General features: G+C 64.4%; 25 protein-coding genes. 17 read left to right on the forward strand and 8 right to left on the reverse strand.

All coding sequences use genetic code 11. The features are described 5' to 3' along the window. The first annotated feature begins 36 nt into the window (after positions 1 to 36). The 4 genes from L0U82_RS22135 to L0U82_RS22150 all read left to right on the forward strand — a co-directional run bounded on the left by L0U82_RS22135 (position 37) and on the right by L0U82_RS22150 (position 7,645). Positions 37 to 3,222: an efflux RND transporter permease subunit gene (locus L0U82_RS22135; RefSeq protein ID WP_233834494.1), complete on the forward strand. Its 3,186-nt coding sequence runs from the start codon at positions 37 to 39 to the stop codon at positions 3,220 to 3,222. 14 nt (positions 3,223 to 3,236) lie between these two features. Then, complete coding sequence (locus tag L0U82_RS22140) at positions 3,237 to 4,859, forward strand: efflux transporter outer membrane subunit (protein ID WP_233834495.1); 1,623 nt, start codon at positions 3,237 to 3,239, stop codon at positions 4,857 to 4,859. Positions 4,860 to 5,078: 219 nt separating this feature from the next. Then, positions 5,079 to 6,257, forward strand: coding sequence for an acyl-CoA dehydrogenase family protein (locus L0U82_RS22145; protein ID WP_442793692.1), 1,179 nt, complete (start codon positions 5,079 to 5,081; stop codon positions 6,255 to 6,257). A 59-nt stretch (positions 6,258 to 6,316) separates the two neighbouring features. Next, complete coding sequence (locus L0U82_RS22150) at positions 6,317 to 7,645, forward strand: Nramp family divalent metal transporter (protein WP_233834496.1); 1,329 nt, start codon at positions 6,317 to 6,319, stop codon at positions 7,643 to 7,645. A 226-nt stretch (positions 7,646 to 7,871) separates the two neighbouring features. Here the strand turns inward: L0U82_RS22150 and flhC are convergent, their stop codons facing one another. The 6 genes from flhC to L0U82_RS22180 form a co-directional block, all read right to left on the reverse strand. Beyond that, entirely contained in the window at positions 7,872 to 8,441 is a 570-nt protein-coding gene (gene flhC, locus L0U82_RS22155) for a flagellar transcriptional regulator FlhC (protein WP_233834497.1), read from the reverse strand. 14 nt (positions 8,442 to 8,455) lie between these two features. Further along, positions 8,456 to 8,776, reverse strand: coding sequence for a flagellar transcriptional regulator FlhD (gene flhD, locus L0U82_RS22160; RefSeq protein WP_075297569.1), 321 nt, complete (start codon positions 8,774 to 8,776; stop codon positions 8,456 to 8,458). 543 nt (positions 8,777 to 9,319) lie between these two features. Continuing rightward, positions 9,320 to 10,543, reverse strand: a complete 1,224-nt coding sequence (locus tag L0U82_RS22165) for a YeeE/YedE family protein (RefSeq protein WP_233834499.1) — start codon at positions 10,541 to 10,543, stop codon at positions 9,320 to 9,322. Positions 10,544 to 10,798: 255 nt separating this feature from the next. Continuing rightward, complete coding sequence (locus L0U82_RS22170) at positions 10,799 to 11,659, reverse strand: helix-turn-helix domain-containing protein (RefSeq protein ID WP_233834501.1); 861 nt, start codon at positions 11,657 to 11,659, stop codon at positions 10,799 to 10,801. A gap of 244 nt (positions 11,660 to 11,903) precedes the next feature. Then, on the reverse strand, positions 11,904 to 12,206 hold the full coding sequence (locus tag L0U82_RS22175) for an addiction module antidote protein (protein ID WP_233834503.1): 303 nt from the start codon (positions 12,204 to 12,206) through the stop codon (positions 11,904 to 11,906). After that, entirely contained in the window at positions 12,203 to 12,574 is a 372-nt protein-coding gene (locus L0U82_RS22180) for a type II toxin-antitoxin system RelE/ParE family toxin (RefSeq protein ID WP_233834505.1), read from the reverse strand. The genes L0U82_RS22175 and L0U82_RS22180 overlap by 4 nt, the downstream gene beginning before the upstream one ends. A gap of 270 nt (positions 12,575 to 12,844) precedes the next feature. Here L0U82_RS22180 and L0U82_RS22185 point away from each other — a divergent pair, with 270 nt between their 5' ends. The 6 genes from L0U82_RS22185 (at position 12,845) to L0U82_RS22210 (ending at position 15,659) form a co-directional block, all read left to right on the forward strand. Continuing rightward, the gene (locus L0U82_RS22185) at positions 12,845 to 13,213 is read left to right on the forward strand and encodes a nuclear transport factor 2 family protein (RefSeq protein WP_233834507.1); all 369 of its coding nucleotides are present in this window, start codon (positions 12,845 to 12,847) and stop codon (positions 13,211 to 13,213) included. Positions 13,214 to 13,251: 38 nt separating this feature from the next. Then, positions 13,252 to 13,806, forward strand: coding sequence for a hypothetical protein (locus L0U82_RS39985; RefSeq protein WP_233834508.1), 555 nt, complete (start codon positions 13,252 to 13,254; stop codon positions 13,804 to 13,806). Next, a complete protein-coding gene (locus tag L0U82_RS22195; RefSeq protein WP_233834510.1) occupies positions 13,800 to 14,264 on the forward strand; it encodes an RbsD/FucU family protein in 465 nt (154 codons plus the stop codon). Before L0U82_RS39985 ends, L0U82_RS22195 begins: the two co-directional genes overlap by 7 nt. A 76-nt stretch (positions 14,265 to 14,340) precedes the next feature. Then, positions 14,341 to 14,748 (forward strand): VOC family protein, encoded by a 408-nt coding sequence (locus L0U82_RS22200; protein WP_233834512.1) that lies wholly within the window; start codon positions 14,341 to 14,343, stop codon positions 14,746 to 14,748. Between the two features lie 141 nt (positions 14,749 to 14,889). After that, complete coding sequence (locus tag L0U82_RS22205) at positions 14,890 to 15,324, forward strand: DoxX family protein (protein ID WP_233834514.1); 435 nt, start codon at positions 14,890 to 14,892, stop codon at positions 15,322 to 15,324. Between the two features lie 62 nt (positions 15,325 to 15,386). Then, complete coding sequence (locus tag L0U82_RS22210) at positions 15,387 to 15,659, forward strand: hypothetical protein (RefSeq protein WP_233834517.1); 273 nt, start codon at positions 15,387 to 15,389, stop codon at positions 15,657 to 15,659. Between the two features lie 167 nt (positions 15,660 to 15,826). Here L0U82_RS22210 and L0U82_RS22215 read toward each other — a convergent pair whose 3' ends face one another. Next, positions 15,827 to 17,311 (reverse strand): MFS transporter, encoded by a 1,485-nt coding sequence (locus tag L0U82_RS22215; protein ID WP_233834519.1) that lies wholly within the window; start codon positions 17,309 to 17,311, stop codon positions 15,827 to 15,829. A gap of 156 nt (positions 17,312 to 17,467) precedes the next feature. Between L0U82_RS22215 and L0U82_RS22220 the strand changes: the two genes are divergently transcribed. From L0U82_RS22220 to L0U82_RS22250, 7 genes are all read left to right on the forward strand, one after another. Continuing rightward, positions 17,468 to 18,172: a response regulator transcription factor gene (locus tag L0U82_RS22220; RefSeq protein ID WP_233834521.1), complete on the forward strand. Its 705-nt coding sequence runs from the start codon at positions 17,468 to 17,470 to the stop codon at positions 18,170 to 18,172. A gap of 395 nt (positions 18,173 to 18,567) precedes the next feature. Next, entirely contained in the window at positions 18,568 to 19,524 is a 957-nt protein-coding gene (locus tag L0U82_RS22225) for a 4-hydroxyproline epimerase (RefSeq protein ID WP_233834523.1), read from the forward strand. Then, entirely contained in the window at positions 19,521 to 20,660 is a 1,140-nt protein-coding gene (locus L0U82_RS22230; protein ID WP_233834524.1) for an NAD(P)/FAD-dependent oxidoreductase, read from the forward strand. Before L0U82_RS22225 ends, L0U82_RS22230 begins: the two co-directional genes overlap by 4 nt. Next, positions 20,653 to 20,928 carry a (2Fe-2S)-binding protein gene (locus L0U82_RS22235; protein ID WP_233834526.1) on the forward strand — a complete coding sequence of 92 codons (276 nt, stop codon included), beginning with the start codon at positions 20,653 to 20,655 and terminating at the stop codon, positions 20,926 to 20,928. Before L0U82_RS22230 ends, L0U82_RS22235 begins: the two co-directional genes overlap by 8 nt. Beyond that, entirely contained in the window at positions 20,925 to 22,235 is a 1,311-nt protein-coding gene (locus L0U82_RS22240) for an FAD-dependent oxidoreductase (RefSeq protein ID WP_233834528.1), read from the forward strand. The genes L0U82_RS22235 and L0U82_RS22240 overlap by 4 nt, the downstream gene beginning before the upstream one ends. A 163-nt stretch (positions 22,236 to 22,398) precedes the next feature. Beyond that, positions 22,399 to 23,166, forward strand: a complete 768-nt coding sequence (locus L0U82_RS22245; protein WP_233834530.1) for an AraC family transcriptional regulator — start codon at positions 22,399 to 22,401, stop codon at positions 23,164 to 23,166. 15 nt (positions 23,167 to 23,181) lie between these two features. Next, positions 23,182 to 23,511, forward strand: coding sequence for a hypothetical protein (locus tag L0U82_RS22250; RefSeq protein WP_233834532.1), 330 nt, complete (start codon positions 23,182 to 23,184; stop codon positions 23,509 to 23,511). 141 nt (positions 23,512 to 23,652) lie between these two features. Here the strand turns inward: L0U82_RS22250 and L0U82_RS22255 are convergent, their stop codons facing one another. After that, positions 23,653 to 23,907 carry a hypothetical protein gene (locus L0U82_RS22255; RefSeq protein ID WP_233834534.1) on the reverse strand — a complete coding sequence of 85 codons (255 nt, stop codon included), beginning with the start codon at positions 23,905 to 23,907 and terminating at the stop codon, positions 23,653 to 23,655. Positions 23,908 to 24,042 lie beyond the last annotated feature (135 nt).

Genomic DNA, 24,042 nt, shown 5'->3' on the forward strand with positions numbered 1-24,042 from the left:
GCAACGCGGCGCCTGCTCCAACACTAAGAGCTTCCCATGAACATATCCAAATTCTTCATCGATCGCCCGATCTTTGCAGGCGTGCTATCGGTATTGATCCTGCTCGGGGGCATCATCTCGCTGTTCAAGCTGCCCATTTCCGAATATCCGGAAGTGGTGCCGCCGTCGGTCGTGGTGCATGCGCAGTATCCGGGTGCGAATCCGAAGGTGATCGCCGAGGCGGTCGCCGCGCCGCTCGAGGAACAGATCAACGGCGTCGAGAACATGCTGTATATGCAGTCGCAAGCGAATAGCGACGGCAATCTGACGCTGACCGTCACGTTCAAGCTCGGCACCGATCCGGACCTCGCGACGCAGCTCGTGCAGAACCGCGTGAACCAGGCGCTGCCGCGTTTGCCGGAAGACGTGCAACGCCTCGGCGTGACGACGATCAAGAGTTCGCCGACGCTGACGATGGTCGTGCATCTGATCTCGCCGAACGATCGCTATGACATGACGTATCTGCGCAATTACGCGCTGCTCAACGTGAAGGATCGGCTCGCGCGGATTCAGGGCGTCGGCGAAGTGCAGCTGTGGGGTTCCGGCGATTACTCGATGCGTATCTGGCTCGATCCGCAGAAAGTCGCGCAGCGCGGGCTGACCGCGACCGAAGTCGTGAATGCGATTCGCGAGCAGAACATTCAGGTGGCGGCCGGCGTGATCGGCGCATCGCCGTCGGTGCCGGGCACGCAGTTGCAGTTGTCGGTGAATGCGCGCGGTCGTCTGCAAACCGAAGGCGAGTTCGGCAACATCATCGTGAAGACCGCGCCGGACGGTGGCGTGACCTATCTGCGTGATATCGCACGTATCGAACTCGCGGCGTCGGAGTACGGGCTGCGTTCGCTGCTCGACAACAAGCCTGCCGTTGCAATGGCAATCAATCAGGCGCCGGGTGCGAATTCGCTCGCGATCTCGGAGCAGGTGCGCGCGGCGATGAAGGAATTGTCGGCGGACATGCCGGCCGGTGTCGAATACAAGATCGTGTATGACCCGACGCAGTTCGTGCGTTCGAGTATCGAGGCGGTGATCCATACGCTGCTCGAAGCTATTGCGCTCGTCGTGATCGTCGTGATCGTGTTCCTGCAAACATGGCGTGCGTCGATCATTCCGCTGATCGCGGTGCCGGTGTCGATCGTCGGTACGTTCTCGCTGCTGCTGGCGTTTGGCTTCTCGATCAATGCGTTGTCGCTGTTCGGCATGGTGCTCGCGATCGGGATCGTGGTCGACGATGCGATTGTGGTGGTGGAGAACGTCGAGCGGAACATCGAAAGCGGGCTCAGTGCGCGCGACGCGACCTATAAGGCGATGCGCGAAGTGAGTGGGCCGATCATCGCGATTGCGCTGACGCTGGTCGCGGTGTTCGTGCCGCTCGCGTTCATGACGGGTCTGACGGGCCAGTTCTACAAGCAGTTCGCCATGACGATCGCGATCTCGACGGTGATCTCGGCGTTCAATTCGCTGACGCTGTCGCCTGCCTTGTCCGCGATGTTGCTGCGCAGCCATGGCGAAAAGGAAGACTGGCTGACGCGCGTGATGAACCGCCTGCTCGGTGGCTTCTTCCGCGGCTTCAACAAGGTCTTTCATCGTGGTTCGGAATCGTATAGCCGTGGCGTGACCGGCGTGCTGCGGCGCAAGGGTGCGATGCTGGCGGTGTACGCGATCCTGCTTGGCGCGGCCGTGCTGATGGCACGCGTGGTGCCCGGCGGCTTCGTACCCGCGCAGGACAAGGAGTATCTGATTGCATTCGCGCAACTGCCGAACGGCGCGTCGCTCGATCGCACGGAAAAAGTGATTCGCGATATGAGCGCGATCGCGCTGAAGCAGCCGGGCGTCGAAAGCGCAGTGGCGTTCCCCGGTTTGTCGGTGAACGGCTTCACGAATAGCTCGAGCGCGGGCATCGTGTTCGTCACGCTGAAGCCGTTCAAGGAGCGCGGCAACAAGAAGCTGTCGGCCGGTGCGATTGCCGGTGCGCTGAACCAGCAATATGGCGCGATTAAGGATTCGTTCGTCGCGGTGTTCCCGCCGCCTCCGGTGCTGGGTCTCGGTACGCTCGGCGGCTTCAAGATGCAGCTGGAAGATCACGGCGCGGTCGGTTACGCGGAGTTGAACAGGGCCGCTGAAGCATTCGTGAAGCGCGCGGCGCAAACGCCTGAACTGGGCCCGACGTTTTCCAGCTATCAGATCAACGTGCCACAACTGAACGTCGATCTGGATCGCGTGAAGGCGAAGCAACTCGGTGTGCCGGTCACGGATGTGTTCGACACGATGCAGATTTATCTGGGCTCGCTGTATGTGAACGACTTCAACCGCTTCGGCCGCGTGTATCAGGTGCGTGTGCAAGCAGATGCGCCGTTCCGTCAACGCGCCGACGACATCCTGCAACTGAAGACGCGTAACGCGGCTGGCGACATGGTGCCGTTGTCGTCGCTCGTCACGGTCACGCCGACGTATGGTCCGGAAATGGTGGTGCGCTACAACGGCTACACCGCGGCCGACATCAACGGTGGCCCGGCACCTGGTTATTCGTCGGGCCAGGCGCAGGCCGCGGCCGAACGCGTGGCTGCCGAGGTGCTGCCGCACGGCGTGAAGCTCGAATGGACCGACCTGACGTATCAGCAGATCATCGCCGGCAACGCGGGTATGTGGGTGTTCCCGATCAGCGTGCTGCTGGTGTTCCTCGTGCTCGCCGCGTTGTACGAAAGCCTGACCTTGCCGCTCGCGGTGATCCTGATCGTGCCGATGAGCATGCTGTCCGCGCTGACCGGCGTGTGGCTCACCGGTGGCGACAACAACATCTTCACGCAGATCGGTTTGATGGTGCTGGTGGGCTTGTCGGCGAAGAACGCGATCCTGATCGTCGAATTCGCGCGTGAGCTCGAACACGATGGACGCACGCCGCTCGCGGCGGCAATCGAGGCGAGCCGCATGCGTCTGCGACCGATTCTGATGACGTCGATCGCATTCATCATGGGCGTGGTGCCGCTGGTGCTGTCGAGCGGCGCGGGTTCGGAGATGCGTCACGCGATGGGTATCGCGGTGTTCTTCGGCATGCTCGGCGTCACGCTGTTCGGTTTGATGCTCACGCCGGTGTTCTATGTGGTGTTGCGAACGCTCGCGGGCGGCACGGTGCACGTCGCGCAGAAGGATGCGCCGCACTATGGCCCGGCCGTCACGGACGTATGAAGGAGAAAACAATAATGAATCGCTTTGAATCTGGCATGGGCTCGTTGAGCGGATGGGGCCGCGCGGCGGCCAGCACGTTGCTGGTCGCGCTGCTGGCCGCGTGCTCGGTCGAGCCCGTGTACAAGCGTCCTGATGTCGATACGCCGGCGGCGTTCAAGGAAGCGCCCGCGGCGGCCGCTGCTTCGGCGGCGTCCGGCGCGGCGGCGACGTCGGCACAGAACACCGGTACGTGGAAGGCGGCGCAGCCGAACGACGATGCGCTGCGTGGCGAATGGTGGAAGGTGTTCGGCGACTCGCAGCTCGATGCACTCGAAGAGCAGGCGGCTGCCGCGAACCAGGATCTGAAGGCTGCGGCGGCGCGCGTGCAACAGGCGCGCGCGGTTACGCAGGCCGCGAAGTCCGACTGGTTCCCGAAGCTGGACGCGGGCTTCGGCCCGACGCGTGAGCGCGCGTCGGCGGCATCGCAATTCCAGCCGGATAGCGCGGGCGGTACGACCGGCACGATCTGGCGCGCGCAGGTCGGCGCGTCGTATGAAACGGATCTGTTCGGGCGGGTTAGCTCGAACGTCAATGCGTCGCGCGCGGACGAGCAGCAGAGCGAAGCGTTGTTCCGTTCGGTGCAGTTGTCGTTGCAGGCCGATGTCGCGCAGAACTACTTCCAGTTGCGCGAGCTGGATACGGATCAGGATCTGTACCGCCGTACCGTCGCGTTGCGCGAGGACACGCTGAAGCTCGTCGAGCGGCGTTTCAAGGAAGGCGATATCAGCGAGCTGGATCTGTCGCGTGCCCGCAATGAACTGGCGAGCGCGCGTGCGGATGCGGTCGGCGTCGCGCGCCAGCGCGCGGCATCGGAGCATAGCCTCGCGATTCTGCTCGGCAAGCCGCCCGCGGATTTCTCGTTTGCGGAAGCGCCGCTCGCGCCGGTGACGGTGCGCGTGCCGGCCGGTTTGCCGTCGGCGCTGCTGGAACGGCGGCCCGATATCGCGGCGGCCGAACGCGCGATGCAGGCAGCGAACGCACGCGTCGGACTCGCGAAGTCGGCGTACTTCCCGAAGCTCGATATCACCGGTGCGTTTGGCTTCGAATCGGCGACGCTCGCCGACCTGTTCATGTGGTCGAGCCGCGCGTTTATCCTCGGGCCGTTCGCAGGCACCGCGCTGACCGTGCCGCTGTTCGACGGCGGGCGCCGCAACGCGAATCTCGCGCAAGCTCGCTCGAAGTACGACGAGGACGTCGCGCAGTATCGTCAGCAGGTGCTGGTTGCGTTCCGCGAAGTCGAGGACAACCTCGCCGATCTACGTTTGCTCGACGATCAGATCCGCGAGCAGAACGACGCGGTTCAGGCGTCCGAGCGGGCCGCGCATCTGTCGCGCACGCAGTACACGGAGGGCGCGGTCAGCTATCTGGATGTGATCGACGGCGAGCGGCAGGTGCTGTTGTCGCAATTGCAGGCGAGCCATCTGGCGGGTACGCAGGCGGTGTCGACCGTGAATCTGATTCGCGCGATGGGCGGCGGTTGGGGCGATGTGCAAGCGGGGGGTACGGCGGTTGGGGCGGCTTCGGCAGCGTCGGACGCGACTGCCGCGTCGGCTACTGCGCCTTCCGCTTCGGCGCAACAGCAAGTGGCGAAGCGCTAACGGCTTAGCTACGCCGGCTGAACGGCCGGCTCATCATCGATGTCGTTACTAACGCCGGGCCGCGCGCAAGCGCCGCCCGGCGTTTTTTCGTGCAAATCGCTTTTCGCGCTTTGCTTGTGCGAATCGGTTCGTAGACCGTGATTGCGTGGCTCTCTATGATCGTTTGGATCAAACCAACGACGACAAAGAGCCAGGTCAGTGACTTTCGTGCATGACGGTATCGAGCAACTTCGCGAAGCTCGGCAAACGCAGCCGGCAATCGACTTCTCCGCATTGCTTGCCGCGTTGCATGCGAGCGCCGCGCAACGCGACCGCGAAGGCGGCCATGCGGCGCGGGAAAAACAATGGATTGCCGATGCGGGGCTGCTGAGGCTCGCGGTACCGCGTGAATTCGGCGGCACCGGCGCGAGCTGGGCCGAGATCTACGACACCATTCGCCAGCTTGCGCGAGTCGACAGCGCACTCGCGCATCTGCTCGGCTTCACCTGTCTGCAAGTGGTGAGCATCGACGTGTGGGGCAATCCGCGGCAACGCGAGCGTTATCTGCGCGACACCGTCGAGCATCGCTGGTGGTGGGGCAATGCGGTGAATCCGCTCGACACGCGGCTGGTTGCGACCGCAAGCGCCGATGGCGGTTACGTGCTCGACGGCCAGAAAGGCTTTTGCTCCGGCACGCGCGGCTCGCAGATGATGACCGTGTCCGCGCACGATCCCGCCACCGGCAAGCCGGTGTTCGCGGTCGTGCCGACCACCCGCGACGGCATCACCGTTCACGACGACTGGGATCCGATCGGTCAGCGGCAAACCGATAGCGGCAGCGTGTCGTTTGCCCGGGTCCACGTGGCGCGCGACGAGGTTCTCGTGCGGCCCGACACACCGTATGCAAGTCTGCGCACGCTGATCTCGCAGCAGGTGCTGATCAATCTGTTCGTCGGCATTGCGCAGGGCGCGCTCGAAGAAGCGCGCGTCTATGTGAACGAACACGGCCGGCCGTGGATCAATGCCGACGTGGCGAAGGCCACCGACGATCCCTATCTGATCCAGCGTTTCGGCGAAATGCGCGTGCAGACCGTCAGCGCCGAAGCACTGGCGTTGCGTGCCGCGAATGCACTCGACGATGCATGGCAACGCGGCCTGTCACTCGATGCCGAAACGCGCGCGCAGGTTGCGCTCGCAACGTCCGAAGCGAAGATCGTCGCGCATCGGGCGGCGCTCGATGCCGGCGAAAAACTGTTCGATGCGTGCGGCGCCCGCGCGACACATGCGGCGCTCGCACTCGACCGCTTCTGGCGCAACGCGCGCGTGCACACGCTGCACGATCCGCTCGACTACCGTGTGCGCGACGTCGGCCGCTACGCGCTATGCGGGACATTGCCCGAGGTTTCTTTGTACACTTGAGGCGGCTCGCGACCGCCCGCCCACGGCGTCGCGTCGATTCCCCTCAAGAGATTTCCGGCTTGCTCTTCAAATTACCCACTACCGCCACCGCGCCGTTCTGCCCGTCCGAGGTACAGGGCTCGGTTGCCGTCTCGCCAGGCGCGCCGTTCTGGAAAAAGATCCTGCAGTTCGCGGGGCCTGGTCTGCTGGTGTCGATCGGCTATATGGACCCCGGCAACTGGGCCACCGCGATCGAAGCCGGATCGCGCTACGGCTACAGCCTGCTGTTCGTCGTGCTGCTATCGAGCCTCGCGGCGATGGCGCTGCAATGCCTGAGCATGCGCCTCGGTATCGCCACTGGGCGCGACCTCGCGCAGCTATCTAATGCGCGCTACTCGCCGGGCGTCGCGCGCGTGCAATGGTTGCTCGCGGAACTGTCGATCATCGCGTGCGATCTCGCCGAAGTGCTCGGCGGCGCGCTTGCGTTTCATCTGCTATTCAATTGCTCGCTGACCACCGGCGTGCTGCTGACTGCCTTCGACACGCTGATCGTGCTCGGTCTGAAGGGCAAGAATTTCCGTGATCTCGAAGCGATCATGCTCGGTCTGATCGCGACGATCGGCATTGGCTACATCGTCGAACTCGCGCTCGTGAGGCCGCACTGGCCGTCGGTTGCGCAGGGGCTGATTCCGTCATGGCAGGCGCTGAATTCGCGCGAGCCGCTGTATCTCGCGATCGGCATTCTCGGTGCGACGGTGATGCCGCATAACCTGTATCTGCACTCGTCGATCGTGCAGACCCGCGCGGTGAAGCGCGATTCGGCCAGCATCCGCTCGGCGATCAGCCTGTCGCGCATCGATACGATCGCGTCGCTGGTACTCGCGTTGCTGATCAACATGGCGATCCTGATTCTTGCCGCCGCGGCGTTTTATTCGACCGGGCACAAAGAGGTCACGCAGATCGAGGACGCGTATCGCCTGCTCGCGCCGATCGTCGGCACCGGCTTCGCAGCGGTTCTGTTCGCGATCACGCTGCTGGCGTCGGGGCAAAGCTCGACTTTCACCGGCACCGTGGCGGGGCAGGTGATCATGGAAGGCTTTCTGAGGATGAAGATTCCGTGCTGGCAGCGGCGCTTCATCACACGCGCGCTCGCGCTGATTCCGGCGCTGATCGGCGTACAGATGCTGGGTAACGGCGCGGTCGGCCAGTTGCTCGTCGCAAGCCAGGTGGTGCTGAGCCTGCAACTGCCGTTCGCGCTTTATCCGTTGATCCGCATGACGAGCGACCGCGCGCTGATGGGCGAATTCGCCAACACGCTGCCGACTCGGCTGCTCGCGTGGACGTTGTTCGCCGCGATCAGCGCGGCGAACCTGTGGCTCGTTGCGCAGACGGTGGGGCTCGCCGGTTGATGCGGCGCTTGATGTGACGATTGCCGCAGCGATCGCTGCGGGTCTCGCCATGAAAAACACCTCAAAGGCTGGATCGGTATCCGGCTTTTGAGGTGCGAATTCACTGCGCGAATTTTTTCTTATTGAGCTCTTTGTTGAGCTTCTTATTGAGCTTTGTTCTGGGCCGGCTGCGCGCCCATCTAAATCGATCTTCAGACCGAGCCGGCTTGATTCTGTGTCAATCCACTCAGGCGGCCTGCGCGACCTGCGCTGCTTCGAGTGCTTCCTGGCGGGCTGCGGCTGCCTTCTTCGTCTTGCCGGCGCGCGACGGCGGCTGGCAGGCGCCGCATACGACGTTGTGCTGCAGATCGTGCTTGTGCGCGACGAACTTGCCGGTGCAGCGGCAGCAGCGGGTCAATTGCAGGATGTCGGCATCGAAGAAACGCACCAGTGTCCATGCGCGCGTCAGGTCGAGTACCGGTTCGGTATCGCTGTGCTGGCAATGCTCCAGATACAGCCGATATCCCTTGGTCAGCGCATCCAGATGCGAGCAGCGCGCCTCGTTCTTCAGGAACAGGTACGTGTTATAGAACAGCGACGCGTGGATGTTCGCGAGCCATGTCATATACCAGTCCGCCGAAAACGGCAGCATGCCCTTGGGCGGCGATACGCCCTTGACCTCGCGGTACAGACGGATCATGCGGTCGCGCGACAGCGTCAGTTCGCTTTCGAGCACCTGCATGCGCGCGCCGAGTTCGATCAGCGCGATCGCGCGAAATACTTCCTGCGCGTCTTCGGTCAAGCTTCGCTTGAGCATTGCACTCACCTCGATCAGGCAAACTGCTCGGCGGGCTGGCCTGCAAGCAGGATCGCCGTGTGGGTCGGGGCAACTGCGGTGTGCTTCGTCGTCTGCGTCAATGCCGACAGCATCGAGTGGTCGTTGAAGCGGAAAAAGCACAGAAGCTGATCGGAAGAGGCCAGCTTGACGATCTGCGCGAGCGACAGCCCGGCGAGCAGATCAGCCAGTTCCGACGACAGGCCCAGACGGAACATGCCGACCGGCTTGTCCTCACGCAACATACGTTGCGCAAGCATGATGTAAGACAAATTTATTTCGCGGATTGAATCCAGCGTCTCGCTGCTACGGTCCATTTTTTCTGTTTCCGAAGCCCCGAATTACTCATGTCGGCTTTTCGCCGTTATGTCTTTTCTGCCTCACCGGACTCGATCCCCCGGCTACATGTCACTGCCTGATACAACCAGCGAACTTTGATACAAGGAGTTACATTTCGTAACAGCTTGGGTCGAATTGTATGAAGGGTAAAAACAGAAAGCAATCCCTTGTCGCAAAAATATCTCAGAAAAATGCATCATTTTTCGGTAAGTTTTTCACGCGCCTGTAATAGATGATGCCGGGTGAATTGTCGCCTGACTGAGACTCTCTTCTAATCCTCGAAAACCCTTGTTACACGGGCGTTTGAGGAAATCACCCGATCAATTGGCGGGGCGCCGTTAGCGGCCGCCCAATCAGATTTCGATTTAGAAAGGAAATAGAAAGCAGCACAATAAACGGTAATAAATGCTGTGCCGGGAGGGGGCGTTGGAGGGACAGATTGGAAGTGTAACGGGTAGGTGCGGCCCCAGTTACAAATAGGAGTGTAGCAGGAGCCGCATTTGTAACGACATGTGTAACTTCTAGCAACCGGTCTGGCGGATGCGTTCGACCTCGAGACCGAACAGCGGGCGCAGGCGCGTGCCGAGCACGTTGCCGGCGAAAGCCGCGACCAGCCAGAGCCAGCCGTGCAAGCTGCCTGACACGATGCCGCTGAAATAGGCGCCGATATTGCAACCGTAGGCGAGGCGAGCCCCGTAACCGAGCATCAGGCCGCCGGCCACGGCCGCGATCAACGAACGCGCCGGGACTTTCCAGACCGGCGCGTAACGGCCCGCGAGCGCGGCGGCCGTCATGGCGCCGAGCACGATGCCGAAGTCCATCACCGACGTGACGTCATGTGTAACAGGCGCGGCCAACGAGCCTGCGTTGGCATGTGCGGCCCAGTACGGCCAGTTGGCGACGTCGACGCCGAGTGCGGCGAAAATCTTGGCACCCCACAGCGCGAATGCCGACGTGACGCCCCACGGCCGTCCAGACAGCGCGAGCGTCGCGAAATTGAGCACCGCGAGCGCAATCGCGCCGACGAACAGCGGCCACGGGCCATGCAGCCACGGCGACGCATGCGGTTCGCGCTCGGTCTCGTTGACGAGCTGGCCGTGGCGACGTCGTTCGACCAGCACGGTCAATGCCGCGATCACGGCAAAAATGACCAGATTCAGCGCGATCGCCCAGCCCGCGCCGAACGTCGTCACCATCGAAAGCGGCTTCAGCGACGGCAACGCGGTCCAGAACGGCATGTGCGCGGTGGCGACGACCGAACCGACGATGAACGCCGCGAGCGTGACGAGCATGCGGGTGCTGCCGCCGCCCACCGTGTACAGCGTGCCGGACGCGCAGCCTCCGCCAAGCTGCATGCCGATGCCGAACATGAACGCGCCTACCAGCACGGACGTGCCGGCCGGCGCGACGAGCCCGGTCACCGGATGGCCGAACAGCGTGCCGGCCGCGAGCGCTGGAAAAAACAGCAGCACGCCGAGCGCGAGCATCAGCATCTGCGCGCGCAGTCCGGCGCCGCGGCCGTCGGCGATGAAAACCCGCCACGACGACGTAAAACCGAATGCCGCGTGATAAAGCGACATGCCGAGCAGGGCGCCGACGACATAGAGTGCCGCCTGGCGGCCACTGACGTTTTGCGCGAGATAGACGGCGCCGAGCACGATAAGGACGAGTGCGATGCCGAGCGGTTTCGGATTGATATCGAAACGCCGCGGCAGGCGCGGAAGCGAAGTGGAAAGGTCTGACATGGATAAATTGACTGACAGGCTGCGGGACAAAGGCCGCGATTCAGGTGCTGCGGTTTGCAGACAGTCGGATCGCGGCCGGAAATGTAACAAAAAACCTTAGCACGGATCGTGTGTTTGAGCAGGGTGGTTGCGCCATGGGCGGGGAGGTCAGCGCATGCCGGCGGCCGAGCATGCATGAACCGGCAGCGAGTCGTTGAGCGCTTTGCTGCGATGCTTTTCCATCAATACGGCAGCGCCCATTGAATCTGTTCGATGTTAGCCGGCGGCTTCGCCGCGCTGGCTCTCGGCAAACTCGCGCAGCGCGGCAGCGGTTTGCTGATCCGCTGGAAAGAACGCTTCGATCGCCAGTTCCGACAGCGTGACGTCGACCGGCGTGCCGAATACGGTGGTGGTGCTGAAAAACGACAGTACGCCGAGCGGCGTGCGCAGCCGTAGCGGCACGGCGATCTGATTGAGGCGGGTGTCGTCGGGGTCCGCCGGGCCTGCGTCCGGTGGCGGCGGGTAGGTGGCCAGTTCGTCGCGCAGTGCGCTCAGCGTGTCGTCGCCGCTCACTTCGATTTGCCGTTGCAAGCGTGCCAGCACGTGTTCCCGCCACGCATGCCAGTTGACGATCGACGCCGCGATGCCACGCGGATGCAGACTCAGGCGCAGCGCGTTTACCGGCGGCATCAGCAGCTCGGGGCTCGCTCCGCTCAGTAACGGCGCGAGAGCGTTGTTGGTCGTGACGATGGTCCAGTGCCGGTCGATCGCCAATGCAGGGTAGGGCTCGTGGCCCTTGAGCACGAGTTCGACGGCTTCGCGTGCGGCCGCGAGTTGCGGATCGGACAACGGACGTTCGCGAAAGAGCGGCGCGTAACCCGCCGCGACCAATAGCGCATTGCGTGCGCGCAACGGCACGTCGAGCCGCTCGGCAAGATGCATGACCATCTCCCGGCTAGGCAGCGCGCGGCCGGATTCGACGAAGCTCAGATGCCGGGTCGAAATATCGGCTTCGGTGGCGAGCAGCAACTGGCTCATCCGTCGCCGTTGCCGCCATTCGCGCAGCAGATCGCCAACCGTGCGGCTGGCGACAGGTGAGGGCGAAGAAGCGGCTGGTGCAAGGGAGAGTGAGTTCATGCCATCGATCATAGTCAAAGCGCGCGAGCAATCGATTACCTAGGACGTAATGTTCGAGCGGCTTCAGTGCTCACCACCCGCGAACGACGAACCATCGCACCGGCCTTGACGATTCTTCATGCTTGTGGCGCGGCATCGCGGCGGATGGCGTAAGCCGATCTGACCGACGGCCGGCACGCGGGCCAGGACCGCGTGGCACCGCGACAACGGCTCGACGACAGCACCCCAACGACAGCACCCAGAATCACGCAGCCGCCGCACTGGCCGGCACCGCATTGAGCTTGACGCCCAGCGCGCGCAGCAGTTTGAACACGGTATCCATGCGCGGTTTTGAACCGGGCGCGAGCGTCTTGTAGAGGCTTTCGCGCCCGAGCCCGGCGTCGGCAGCGATTCTGGTGATGCCACGAGCTTTGGCGACGTCTGCGATGGCGGCGATCAGAAGGTCGGGATCGCCATCCGTGAGCGCGGCGTTCAGATATTCAGCGACCATTTCGTCGCTGTCCAGGTAGTGCGATGCATCGAACGGTGCGGTTTTGATCTTGCTCATGCCCCTTCCTCTTTGATTGCTGCCCATAGGGTTCCGGCATGCCGGATATCCGCCTGCTGCGTGGACTTGTCGCCCCCGCAAAGCAGCAGATACATCATGCCGCCATTGCGCGCGTAGTAGACCCGGTAGCCCGGACCACAATCGATACGCATCTCGAACACACCGTTTTCCAGCAACTTCACGTCGCCGAAATGCCCCAGTTCCGCGCGCCGGATCCGCACGAGAATTTTTGCCTTCGCCCGTAAATCGGAGAGCCCGGCAAGCCAATCGTCGAACGCCTCGGTGCGATGGATCGTGTACACGGGCGGTGCGACGATCTGTTGTAAATCGTATCCGTCAGGATACTTTTTTGCAAGCTTCAAATTCATATCAATAAAGCGGCTTGCGCCGTTCCCCGTTGGATTGCATACCCGCCGCGAGCAAGCACCGCGCGGCTTCCATTGATCACGAGGTTAGCGACGCGCGCGCGTTCTGACGACTCGGCCAAATGGCCGAGTCAGTCACGCAACGTGGTTCCGGTTTGCTTACCTCCGACGTAATCGACGCCATGCACGCGAGCGGCCAATCTTCACTCCGAGCCCGCTGCATGCGACGCGTGCCGAGCGTAGTGCTCAGTGTTGCCAACCAAGGAGCTTGAAATGAATGCGCATACCGATCTGATCGACCGTTATTTCGACGCCTGGAACGAGACCGATGGCGCGCGCCGTCGCGAGCTGATCGCGACGATCTGGAGCGCGGATGCCGACTATCGCGATCCGTTGCTTGCCGGCAGCGGGCACGACGGCATCGACGCGATGATCCACGCGGTGCATCAGCGTTTTCCGCATCACACGTTTCGCCGCACGACCGACGTCGACGGCTTCGCCAATCGTGTGCGTTTTTCGTGGGCGCTGACGACGCCCGCGGGCGACGCGATCGTCAAGGGCTCGGACTTCGGCGTGGTGGATGCACACGGGCGCTTGCAGGCGGTCACGGGCTTTCTCGACGAGGCCGCCGGCGCTGCCTGACCACAGTCGCGTAACGATGTTTTTCACTGGAGACGATCATGTATGAGCCCGCTGCGTCCACGACCGTTGAGGCCGGCTTCGCACTGGCACGCGTGACGGCCGCCGCCGACACGATATCGAGCGCGATTGCCGGCTTCGCTCTGCTCGCCGGCGCGCGGGCGTTCATGTTCTTCGCGCTGCTCGGCTGGCGCGAGCCGGTGCTGGGCGGCGCGGGACTTTTGCTGCTGGCGTTGGTCGGCTGGTTGCGCTGGCAGTGCGGTAAGGAGAACCATCGGTCCGCCGCCGGCCTGTGCATCGCGCACAGTTGCACATGGCCCGGCCATTCGGCGACAGCAGCGCGCGCCGGTGCAGCGCATGAGAGCTGCACAGCCTCCTTTGCGTTGATAGTCGGCCCAGACAGGCGCGCAACGTTGCTTGCTACAATCGGTCGATCATCGCCATGCGGCGCGACGGCGCAGCATCATCGGCCGACGCACGACTCGATACGTTGTGCGCGCGTGAACTGCGCGCAGTCGGCTTTGCAGCGCGCGAGCCCGACCCGAACCACGCGCGATCGCTCATACCAACCGCACCATCAGGAGACACCGTGCTGAAGAATCTGGACCCGCTGCTGAACGCCGACATACTGCACGCGCTGCGCTCGATGGGCCACGGCGATGAGCTCGTTATCTGCGATGCGAATTTCCCGGCCGAATCGGTTGCGCGCGATACCGTGCTCGGCAAGCTGTTACGTGTCGATGGCGTCAGTTCGCCGCGTGCGGTTCGCGCGGTGCTGTCGGTGCTGCCGCTCGATACGTTCATCGACCATCCCGCGTCGCGCATGGAAGTGGTCGGCGAGCCGCATACGATCCCGGCGGTGCAGCGCGAAGCGCAAGCCGAGGTCAATGCGGCGGAAGGGCGTGAGGTGCCGTTCGTGTCGATCGAGCGTTTCGCGTTTTATGAGCGCGCGCGCAAGGCCTATTGCGTGATCGCGACCGGCGAAGAGCGCGGCTACGGTTGCTTCGTATTCACGAAGGGCGTGCTGCTCGCGCCCGACGCGCCGCGCGCATAAGCGCTTGCCGGTGCGCGACCTGGCGTCGCCTCGTGTTAAGGGTATTACTGGCGGCACCGAAACCTGGACCCAACCCATGAGCTTCCAGCTAGACAGTCTCGATCATCTCGTTCTGAACGTCGCGGACGTGGACGTCAGCGCCGCGTGGTATGCGCGCGTGCTCGGCATGCGGCGCACCGAATTCGCGTCGCGCAGCGGCATGCGCGTGGCGATGACCTACGGCAATCAGAAGATCAATCTGCGTCCCGCGACGGCCGATACGGTCGCATGGTTCACGTCGCGAGAGGCGGTGCCCGGCAGCGCGGATCTGTGCTTCGTCACCCGCGCGAATCCGGCGGACGTCAAGGCTCACTGGCTCGCCGAGGGCATCGCGATCGAGGCGGGGCCGGTCGAGCGCGACGGCGCGCGCGGCAAGATGACGTCCGTGTATTGCCGCGATCCCGACGGCAATCTGATCGAGGTCGCCACTTATCCGCAAGCTTGAGCGCCGCACGGGCGCCGCATAGCGCGGCGGTGCCACCGGCCGGGCTTGGAAAAGGCGGCCGTTGCACATATGCTCAGGGGCGAGGCGGGGAACTGCGGCTGCCCATCCGGGTCTGCTGCTTATTCAATACAGGAGCCCCTCATGTCGCGTCCCGTTGATTTCGGCATTATTTTCATCGCCCGTCTGGCCCTTTCGGTGCTGTTTCTGTGGAGCGGGGTGATGAAGCTGCTGGGCTATGCGGGTTTCGTCGGCTATCTGCATTCGAAGGGCGTGCCGTTCGTGCAGGTCGCCGCGCCGATCGCCACCGCCGTCGAAGTGCTCGGCGGGCTGTTGCTGGTGGTCGGTTTCAAGGTGCGTCCGCTGGCGCTTTTGATGGCCGTGTACACCGTGGCGACGGCGGTGCTGGGCCACGATTTCTGGAACATCACCGACCCCGCGTTGCAGCGCGACATGGTGATCCACTTCTGGAAAAACATCGGTATCGCGGGTGGTTTCCTGCTGCTGTTCGTGACCGGCGCGGGGCGCCTGAGCATCGATGGCGCACGCGCGCCACGCGGCGGCCTTGGCGGCCTCTGACGCGCTACCGGCAGCGCCGGCGCGGCATGCATTCCACTTCGCGGCAATCAAGGGAGCACATAATGATTGAGAATTTCGAGCAGATGATCGGTGGCAAGCCTATGCAATTGTGCGCAAGTCTCGGCGAAGGGCCGACGCCGCATCGCGTGATCATCAGCCTTGCCGAATCGGCGAAGACGCTGGTGATTCTGGACGCGTCCGGATTTATCGGTACGCTCAAGGCCGAGATCGAGGAGCCGGAGAAACTGATCGCCAATGCAATCGCCAAGGCTCGCGACGATGGCCTGATCGAACGCGCGGTCGATACCGGTGTGATTCAGGAGGCGTCGCTGTAGGCGATGCAGGGTGGGGAGGCGAGTCGCGGTGTCGCTCGCAGCGTCGCCAGGTTGGCATGTGAAAACCCTCGCGGTGCGTTGAGCATCGCGGGGGTTTGTTTTTTCAGCTTCTCTTGTACGTGTGAGCAGTTACTGCGGCGTGGCTGTCCGTCACCTTGCGGCGTCAGTCACTTGGCCGTCGCGCTCGGCCGACGCGCATGCGTTGATGCAGTCGCGTGCGGTTCCGGATGCACCAGACACGCGAGCACGCCGCCCAGTGCCAGCAGTGCCACGGAAATAGCGGTTGCCGTTTGCATCCCCGCGACGATTTGCGTCGCGGCCGCGCCGCTCGCGAGCGCGCCGAAGGCGGCCACACCCACCGCGCCACCCGCCTGCCGCGCGGTGTTCAACACCGCCGAGGCCGTCCCCGCGCGCTTCGCTTCGGTCGACGCGAGCACCGCGGTGGTCATCGCCGGCACCGCTAGACCCATGCCCGACGGAATCAGCAGGAACGGCAGCAGCAGGCCGATCAGCGGCGTCGCGGCATCGACCCGATGCAGCAGGCCATAGCCGAGGCAGGCGGTGATAGCACCGACGATCATCGGTACGCGCACGCCGAAACGGCCGATCACCCAGCCGCTCGCGACGTTCGAGATCAGGAAGCCGCCGGTCAACGGCAGGAACGCGAGTCCCGCCTGCAACGGCGTGTAGCCGCGCACGCGCTGCAGATAAAGACTCAGCACGAACACCATCCCGTAGTACGTCAGGTTCACGCAGATGCCGAACAGCACCGCCGCGCTGAACGTGCGTGTTCCGAACAGCGACAGCGGCACCATCGGGCTCGCGACGCGCGCTTCGACGAACAGGAACGCGCCCGCCGCCAGCAGCGCAATGACGAGCCCACCGGCCACGATCGGGTGCGCGAAGCCGAGCGGACGCCATTCGATTACCGCGGCGACGAAGGCGGTTAGCGCGACGATCGCGAGACACTGGCCGCCGAGGTCGATGCCGCGACGGGCTGTGGCCGCGCGTGTGCCCGTGCCTGTGTTGCCTGAGGATGCATCGCCCGCCGCACCGTCTTGCGCGCCCTGCGCACGCGGTATCCACAGCAGCGTTGCCAGCAGGCCGGCCGCGCAGATCGGCAGATTAACGAGGAAGATGCTGCGCCAGCCGAACGCGGCGATCAGCAGGCCGCCCGCCACCGGCCCCGCGGCGATCGAAATCGCGCCCGACGCAGTCCACAAACCGACCGCGCGAGCCCGCAACTTCGGATCGTGGCCGAACGACTGGTTCAGCAACGCGAGTGAATTCGGCAGCATCCCGGCCGCGCCGATGCCCTGCACCGCGCGCGCGGCGACCAGCATCGGCGCGTCGAACGCGAAACCGCAGGCGAGCGACGCGAGCGCGAACAGCACGATGCCGGCCGCGTACATGCGCCGCACGCCGAAGCGGTCGCCGAGCGCGCCGGCCGACAGCATCAGAACCGCGAACGCGAGCGTGTAGGCATCGACGACCCATTGCAGTCCGGCGACGTTCGCGTGCAGGTTCGAGCCGATGCCAGGCAACGCGATATTGACGATGGTCACGTCGAGTTGCGTGACGACGAAGCCGACGCTGACCGTCGCGAGAACACGGCCGAGCTTGGGCGAGAACGAGGAAGTAGATGAGTTCATGACTTCATCGTAAACGTGCTGCGGCGCGACATGTTTCGACGCGGGCTGAAGTGTGGATGTAACCACCGCCACCGACACAAAATCGGAATGCTCCGATGGGACAGCAAGAGGCCGCCTTCGAGAATGAATGACGTGTTCCTCTTCGAGATTCCTTTTATGCGTGTTGCTGTCCTTCAACGTGACCCAGCCATGCGCCAGTCGATCCAGCATGTGCTGATGAGCGCCGGCCATTTCTGCACCGCTTATGAAGACGGCCTCGAGATGTCGAGGGCGCTCGCTCATTCCACGATGGATCTGCTGGTGCTCGACTGGCAGAGCGCGCGGCTCGCCGGCGCGGAGTTGCTGGGGCTGGTGCGTCGGATTGCCGGCGAACGCCTGCCGATCATGTTCGTATCCAGCGATCGCTCGGAGGCAAGCATGGTGCGCGCACTCACCAACGGTGCCGACGATTACCTCGCGTTGCCGCTGGGTGCCGCCGAATTTCGCGCACGCGTCGCGGCGCTGCTGCGGCGCGCGTATCCGGAGCACTGTACGACCGCGAGTTTCGAAGTCGGCCCGTACCGCTTCGACCGGGTCCGCAGGGTGGCACTGCTGCGCGGCGAACCGGTATCGCTCACCCGCACACAGTACCGGCTCGCGATGCTGTTCTTTTCCAACATCGGCCGCGTGATGTCGCGCGATCACATTTATACGATGGTGTGGGGCCGCGAACTGATCGAATTCACGCGCACGATCGACACCCACGTGTCGCAACTGCGTGTGCTGCTCCGGATCGAACCGCGCAATGGCTTTCTGTTGCGGCCCATTTATAAGAGCGGGTATCGGCTGCTGCGCGTGCACGAAGACGCGGGGATTAGTTAGCAGGTGCAATGAGCCGGCGCAATGCGCGATACCGTCGCCGTGATGCGGGTAACGTCAACCTGTTCGGATGCCCCGCGGATTGATCGTAACGGCAACGCGTCGCGCAGCGAGCGGACGCAAGCTCTGCCGATCCGCGCGCGTTCCGAGTCTCATGCCGGTGAATACGCGCCTTATGCTGAAATCCGCGTGCGCCCGGTTGTGCTTTCCGTCCCACGCGTTCCCGCTGATGCAGGCGGATACTCACGGACAGGACTATGCGGAGAGTCGCTCCCGGGACAGCACGTTAGGCCGTCCTGCTCGCCCCGCGTGCCGCGCGCAGCACTTGCCTTGCTATGCCAATATCGTCACAATCCGCGCGCACGTGCACCAAGACCGACTGGCCCGCGGTTTCTACCATGAGCGTCATGAAAACCCTGAACATTATCGACTCGCACACCGGCGGTGAACCCACCCGCCTCGTGGTGTCGGGTGGCCCGGACCTGGGCGGCGGCACGCTCGCGCAACGGCTCGACGTTTTCCGCACGCGCTTCGACGACTGGCGCGCGGGCATCGTCACCGAGCCGCGCGGCTCGGACGTGGTGGTCGGCGCGCTGCTGTGCGAGCCCGACGATCCGGACTGCGCGGCCGGCGTGATCTTCTTCAACAACGTCGGCTATCTCGGTATGTGCGGACACGGCACGATCGGACTCGTCGTGTCGCTCGCGCACATGGGGCGGATCGGGCCGGGGCGTCATCGCATCGAGACACCGGTCGGGGTCGTCGAGGCGACGCTCAACGAAGACGGCAGCGTCGCGGTGCGCAACGTGCCGTCGTATCGCTATCGCACGGCGGTGCAGGTCGACGTGCCCGGCCACGGCGTGCTGACCGGCGATATCAGTTGGGGCGGCAACTGGTTTTTCCTTGTCGCCGATCATGGGCACGAGCTGGAAGCCGCGCGGATCGCGAGCCTTACCACATTCAGCTCGGCGATTCGCGACGCGCTGATCGCGCAGAACATCACCGGTGCGAACGGCGCGTTGATCGACCATATCGAACTGTTCGGGCCCGGCTCGCGTGACGGCCTCGACAGCCGCAGCTTCGTGCTGTGCCCCGGCAATGCGTACGACCGCTCGCCATGCGGTACCGGCACCAGCGCGAAAGTCGCGTGTCTGGCGGCCGACGGCAAACTCGCCGAGGGCGCGGTGTGGCGGCAGGAGAGCATCATCGGCAGCGTGTTCGAGGCTAGCTATCAGGCAGCGGGCGACGGCGTCAACGTGATCCCGACGATCACCGGTCACGCGCACATCATGGCCGAAGGGCGTCTCTGCTTCGACGAAAGCGATCCGTTCGCGTGGGGCATTCCCACCGCATGAGTCCGGACGCGCTGATCATCGGGGCGGGCATCGTCGGTGCCGCGTGCGCGGCGGAGTTGGCCGCGCTCGGCATGCGCGTCGACGTACTCGACGCGCAACGTATCGGCGGCGGCGCGACCGCAGCCGGTATGGGCCATATCGTCGTGATGAACGATTCGCCCGCCGAACTCGCGTTGAGCCTTTACTCGCGCGATCTGTGGCTGCAACTCGCGCCGCAACTGCGCGAGCGCGACGCGTTCGCGCGCTGCGGCACGCTGTGGATCGCCGCCGACGAAGAAGAATGGCAAGCCGCGCGCGCGATGCACGCGGGGTTCGCGGCGCACGGCGTGGCCGCGCAGTTGCTGGACGCGGCCGAGTTGCGCGCGTGCGAACCAGCGCTTACGGAGTCGATGGTTGGCGGCCTGAAGATCGAGCACGACAGCATCGTGTACGCGCCAACGGCGGCCGAATGGTTGCTCACGCAATCGCCGAATGCGGCGAATATTCGCGTGCGGCTCGGCGCGCAGGTTGCGTCGGTCGGCGCGGGCGGCGTCACGCTGGCCGACGGGGAGCGCATCAGCGCCGCGAACGTGGTGGTGGCCAACGGCCTCGGCGCGTTGCGACTGCTGCCGTCGCTGCCGTTGCAACCGAAGAAAGGCCATCTGCTGATCACCGATCGGTACCCAGGGCTAATTCACCATCAACTGCTCGAGCTGGGCTATATCAAGAGCGCGCATCACGCGACCGGCACGTCGGTCGCATTCAATGCGCAGCCGCGCCCGACCGGCCAGTTGTTGATCGGCTCGTCGCGCCAGTTCGATACCACCGATCCCGCCGTCGAGATGCCGGTGCTCGCGCAGATGCTGCAACGCGCCGCGCAATATCTGCCGGTACTGCCGACGCTTAGCGGCATCCGCGCATGGACCGGTTTTCGCGCGGCGTCGCCGGACGGTCTGCCGCTGGTCGGGCCGGCCGGCGATTTTGCATCCGGCCCGGCGGACGGCGTCTGGCTCGCGGTCGGTCACGAAGGACTCGGCGTGACGACGTCGCTTGCCAGCGCGAAGCTGCTTGCCGCGCAGATCGCGGGAAGCGCGGTGTCGATTCCTGTCGAACCTTATCTACCCGTGCGTTTTGCCGAGCAGGTGACCCATGACTGAGACACGGGCGGTTTCAGTCCGGCTGACGGTCGACGGCCGCGACATCGAAGTGGCGGGCGGCACGACCGTGGCCGGGGCACTCGCGATCGCGGGTGTCAGCACTTCGCGGCTGTCGGTCAAAGGCGAGCCGCGCGCGGCGTTGTGCGGCATGGGCGTGTGTCAGGAGTGCCGTGTGACGATCGACGGCCGCGCGCACATGCTTGCCTGCCAGACGCTGTGCCGCGACGGCCAGCGCGTGCAAACACCGAACGGGGCAGGACGCGCATGACGCAGCACCTCACGCAGTATTTCGATGTCGTCGTGATCGGCGGCGGCCCGGCTGGGCTCAATGCCGCGCGGGCGGCGGCACGCGCGGGCGCGATGGTTGTGCTCGTCGACGACAATCCGCGCGCGGGCGGCCAGATCTGGCGTCAAGGCCCCGCGCATCCTCCGCAGGCGCCGCTGCACGCGTTGCTCGCCGCATTGCAAACGGAACAGCGCTTTACCCACTGGCCGTCGACTCGCGTGATCGCGCCGCTCGGCACGCACGGCTTGCTGCTCGAATCCGCCGCGCACGGCGGCGTTGCCGTCAGCTACGGGCGTTTGATTCTCGCGACCGGCGCGCGTGAGCGGATGCTGCCGTTCCCCGGCTGGACCTTGCCCGGCGTGACCGGCGCGGGCGCGTTGCAGTCGCTGATCAAGGGCGGCACGCCGGTGCGCGACGATCGGATCGTGATTGCCGGCAGCGGGCCGCTGCTGATCGCCGCGCTCGCCACCGCGCGCGAGGCCGGCGCGCGCGTGATCGCGGTCGTCGAGCAGGCCTCGGCGGCTGACGTCGCGAGTTTCGGCATGTCGTTGCTGCGCGAGCCCGCGAAGCTGCGTCAGGCGATCACGCTGACGCGCGGTTTCGCCGGACTGCGCTACTGGACCGGCAGCATCGTGCGGGAAGCGCATGGGGAGGATCGTGTGCGACAGGTGACGATCCGGCGCGGCGAGCGTGACGTGACGCTCGATTGCGATCGCGTCGCGTGCGGTTACGGGCTTCTGCCGAACGTCACGCTCGCGCAGGCGCTCGGCTGCGCGATCAACGATGCGGGCGAGATCGTCGTCGACGATGAGCAGCGCACTTCGCTCGAGCATGTTTATGCGGCGGGCGAATGCACGGGCGTCGGCGGCGCGGAGCTGGCCTGCGTGGAAGGCGAGATCGCCGGCCTTTCTGCGAGCGGTGTCGTGACCACCCAACCCGCGGCGCTGCAGCCGCTCGTTGCGCAAAGAGCGCGCTGGCGGCGCTTCGGCGCGCGCGTCGCGACATCGTTCGCACTCGGGGAGGCCGCGCGCACCCCACCCGCGGATGCGACGCTGCTGTGCCGTTGCGAAGACGTGAGCGTCGGCGACGTGCGCCGCTGCGCCGACTGGCGGGACGCGAAGCTGCAAACCCGCTGCGGGATGGGCCCGTGCCAGGGAAGAATCTGCGGCGCCGCTGCCAACGTGTACTTCGGCTGGCCGTCCGCCGCGCCGCGTCCGCCGTTCAATCCCGCGCAAATCGGCACGCTGATCAGCGCGGCCGACACGCCTACTCCCACGCTCGCGCGCTAACCCCCTCACGGCCGACAGGTGGCGGCTATTGGCGGTTGCCGCGCCGCTCTATAATCGATCGCAATCGCCCGCACGGGCTGGCCGCTCCGCCAGATCTCGCGCGGCGATTCGCGCATGCATCCAGAAAGCACTCAACCTGGCACCGACCAACGGGACCCGCACAATGAACACGCTGGCTCATCCGCTTGAAACGGACGATACGACGCTGTCCGGCATGCTGTCGCACTTCAGATTGCTCGAGCCGGTATTCGACGCGATGCCGGACGTGGTGTTCTTCGTGAAGGACGCCGACGCGCGCTACGCGCTCGTCAACCGCACGCTCGCATCGCGCTGCGGCTTCAAGGAAAAGACCGCGCTGCTCGGCAAGACCGCCGAGGACGTGTTCCCGCGCCGCTTCGGGCGCATCTACACCGCGCAGGACAAGGCGATCATCGGCGTCGGCAACCAGATGCTCGATCAGCTCGAATTGCATCTGTATCCGGGCCGCCAACCGGGCTGGTGCCTGACCTGCAAGCAGCCGCTGCGCGACGCGAGCGGCAAGATCGTCGGCCTCGCCGGCATTTCCCGCGATCTGAAAGCCGACGAAAGCAGTCACCCGGCCTATAGCCGGCTGGCGGCGGTCGTGCAGTCGATCCAGGAAAACTACGTGCAGCCGCTGAATCTGAAACAACTGGCGGCAATGGCGGATATGTCGGTCGCCCAACTGGAGCGCTATTTCCACAAGGTGTTTCATCTGACGCCGCGTCAGGTGCTGCTGAAAACGCGGCTCGATGCGGCGACCGCGCTGCTGGTGTCGCACGACAAGGTCACCGACGTCGCCGCGCGCTGCGGCTACACCGACCACAGCGCATTCACGCGGCAATTCAAGGCGACCGTCGGCGTCACGCCGACCGAATACCGGATGCTGCTGCACGGCACACTGCGCAACTGAGCGTCGTTTTGCGTCATGGCCGGCCGCAGGCATCACTATTACGTGTACGTCGTCGCGCTCGACGACCGCGTATGGAACGAGGCGCGCTTTCGCCGCGCGAATCCCGATTACCGGTTCGACAAGCCCTGCGTTTACGTGGGCATGACGGGACTCGACCCGGACCTGCGGTTCGACCGGCACAAGGCCGGCATTCAGGCGAATCGCTATGTGCGCGACTACGGTCTTCGTCTGTTGCCCGAACTGTATGAGGTATTCAATCCGATGCCGTACCGTGGCGCGCAGGACATGGAAGTCGAACTGGCGATCGGCTTGCGCGAAGCGGGGTATGGGGTGTGGCAGGCCTGAGCGGCAAACGGGACAGGCTTGCTGTCGGCGGCGCGGGTAAATCGTCCGATGGGCAACGGATGGAAAGCCGCAATAAAGAAGGCCGCGTCAACGCAAAGCGTCGGGCGCGGCCTCGATGGTGTGGTATCGCGTGTGATCCGGTTACTTGATGCCGAGTCCTCGCAAGACCGCATTACCTTCCTGCGTCAGACGGATATGCGGCGTGCCGGCATCGCTCGAAACGGTCTCGACCAGACCGGCTTCGTAGAGCTGCGGAATTTCGGGTTTTGCGGAAGCGTCGATGGGTGCGTGCAGCAACAGCAGCAGCGTCGCCAGTTCGTGATGGCTCAGCAATCGACGCAGGATAGTAGGCCGCCTGGCCGGTGTTTCGTTGGTATTCGGTTCGGGTTGATTCATGGAAGCGCACCTCGTGCGGGGACATGTCCGGGGGATCATGAGGACGAAGTCTTAAACGATTCTTAAGACCCCATTGTCCTGTAACACCGTGACATGAACATTGCAAAAGGCTCAAATCGGACGGCAGGAACTTCG

It is taken from the genome of Paraburkholderia sp. ZP32-5, from assembly GCF_021390495.1.
Classification (GTDB): domain Bacteria; phylum Pseudomonadota; class Gammaproteobacteria; order Burkholderiales; family Burkholderiaceae; genus Paraburkholderia.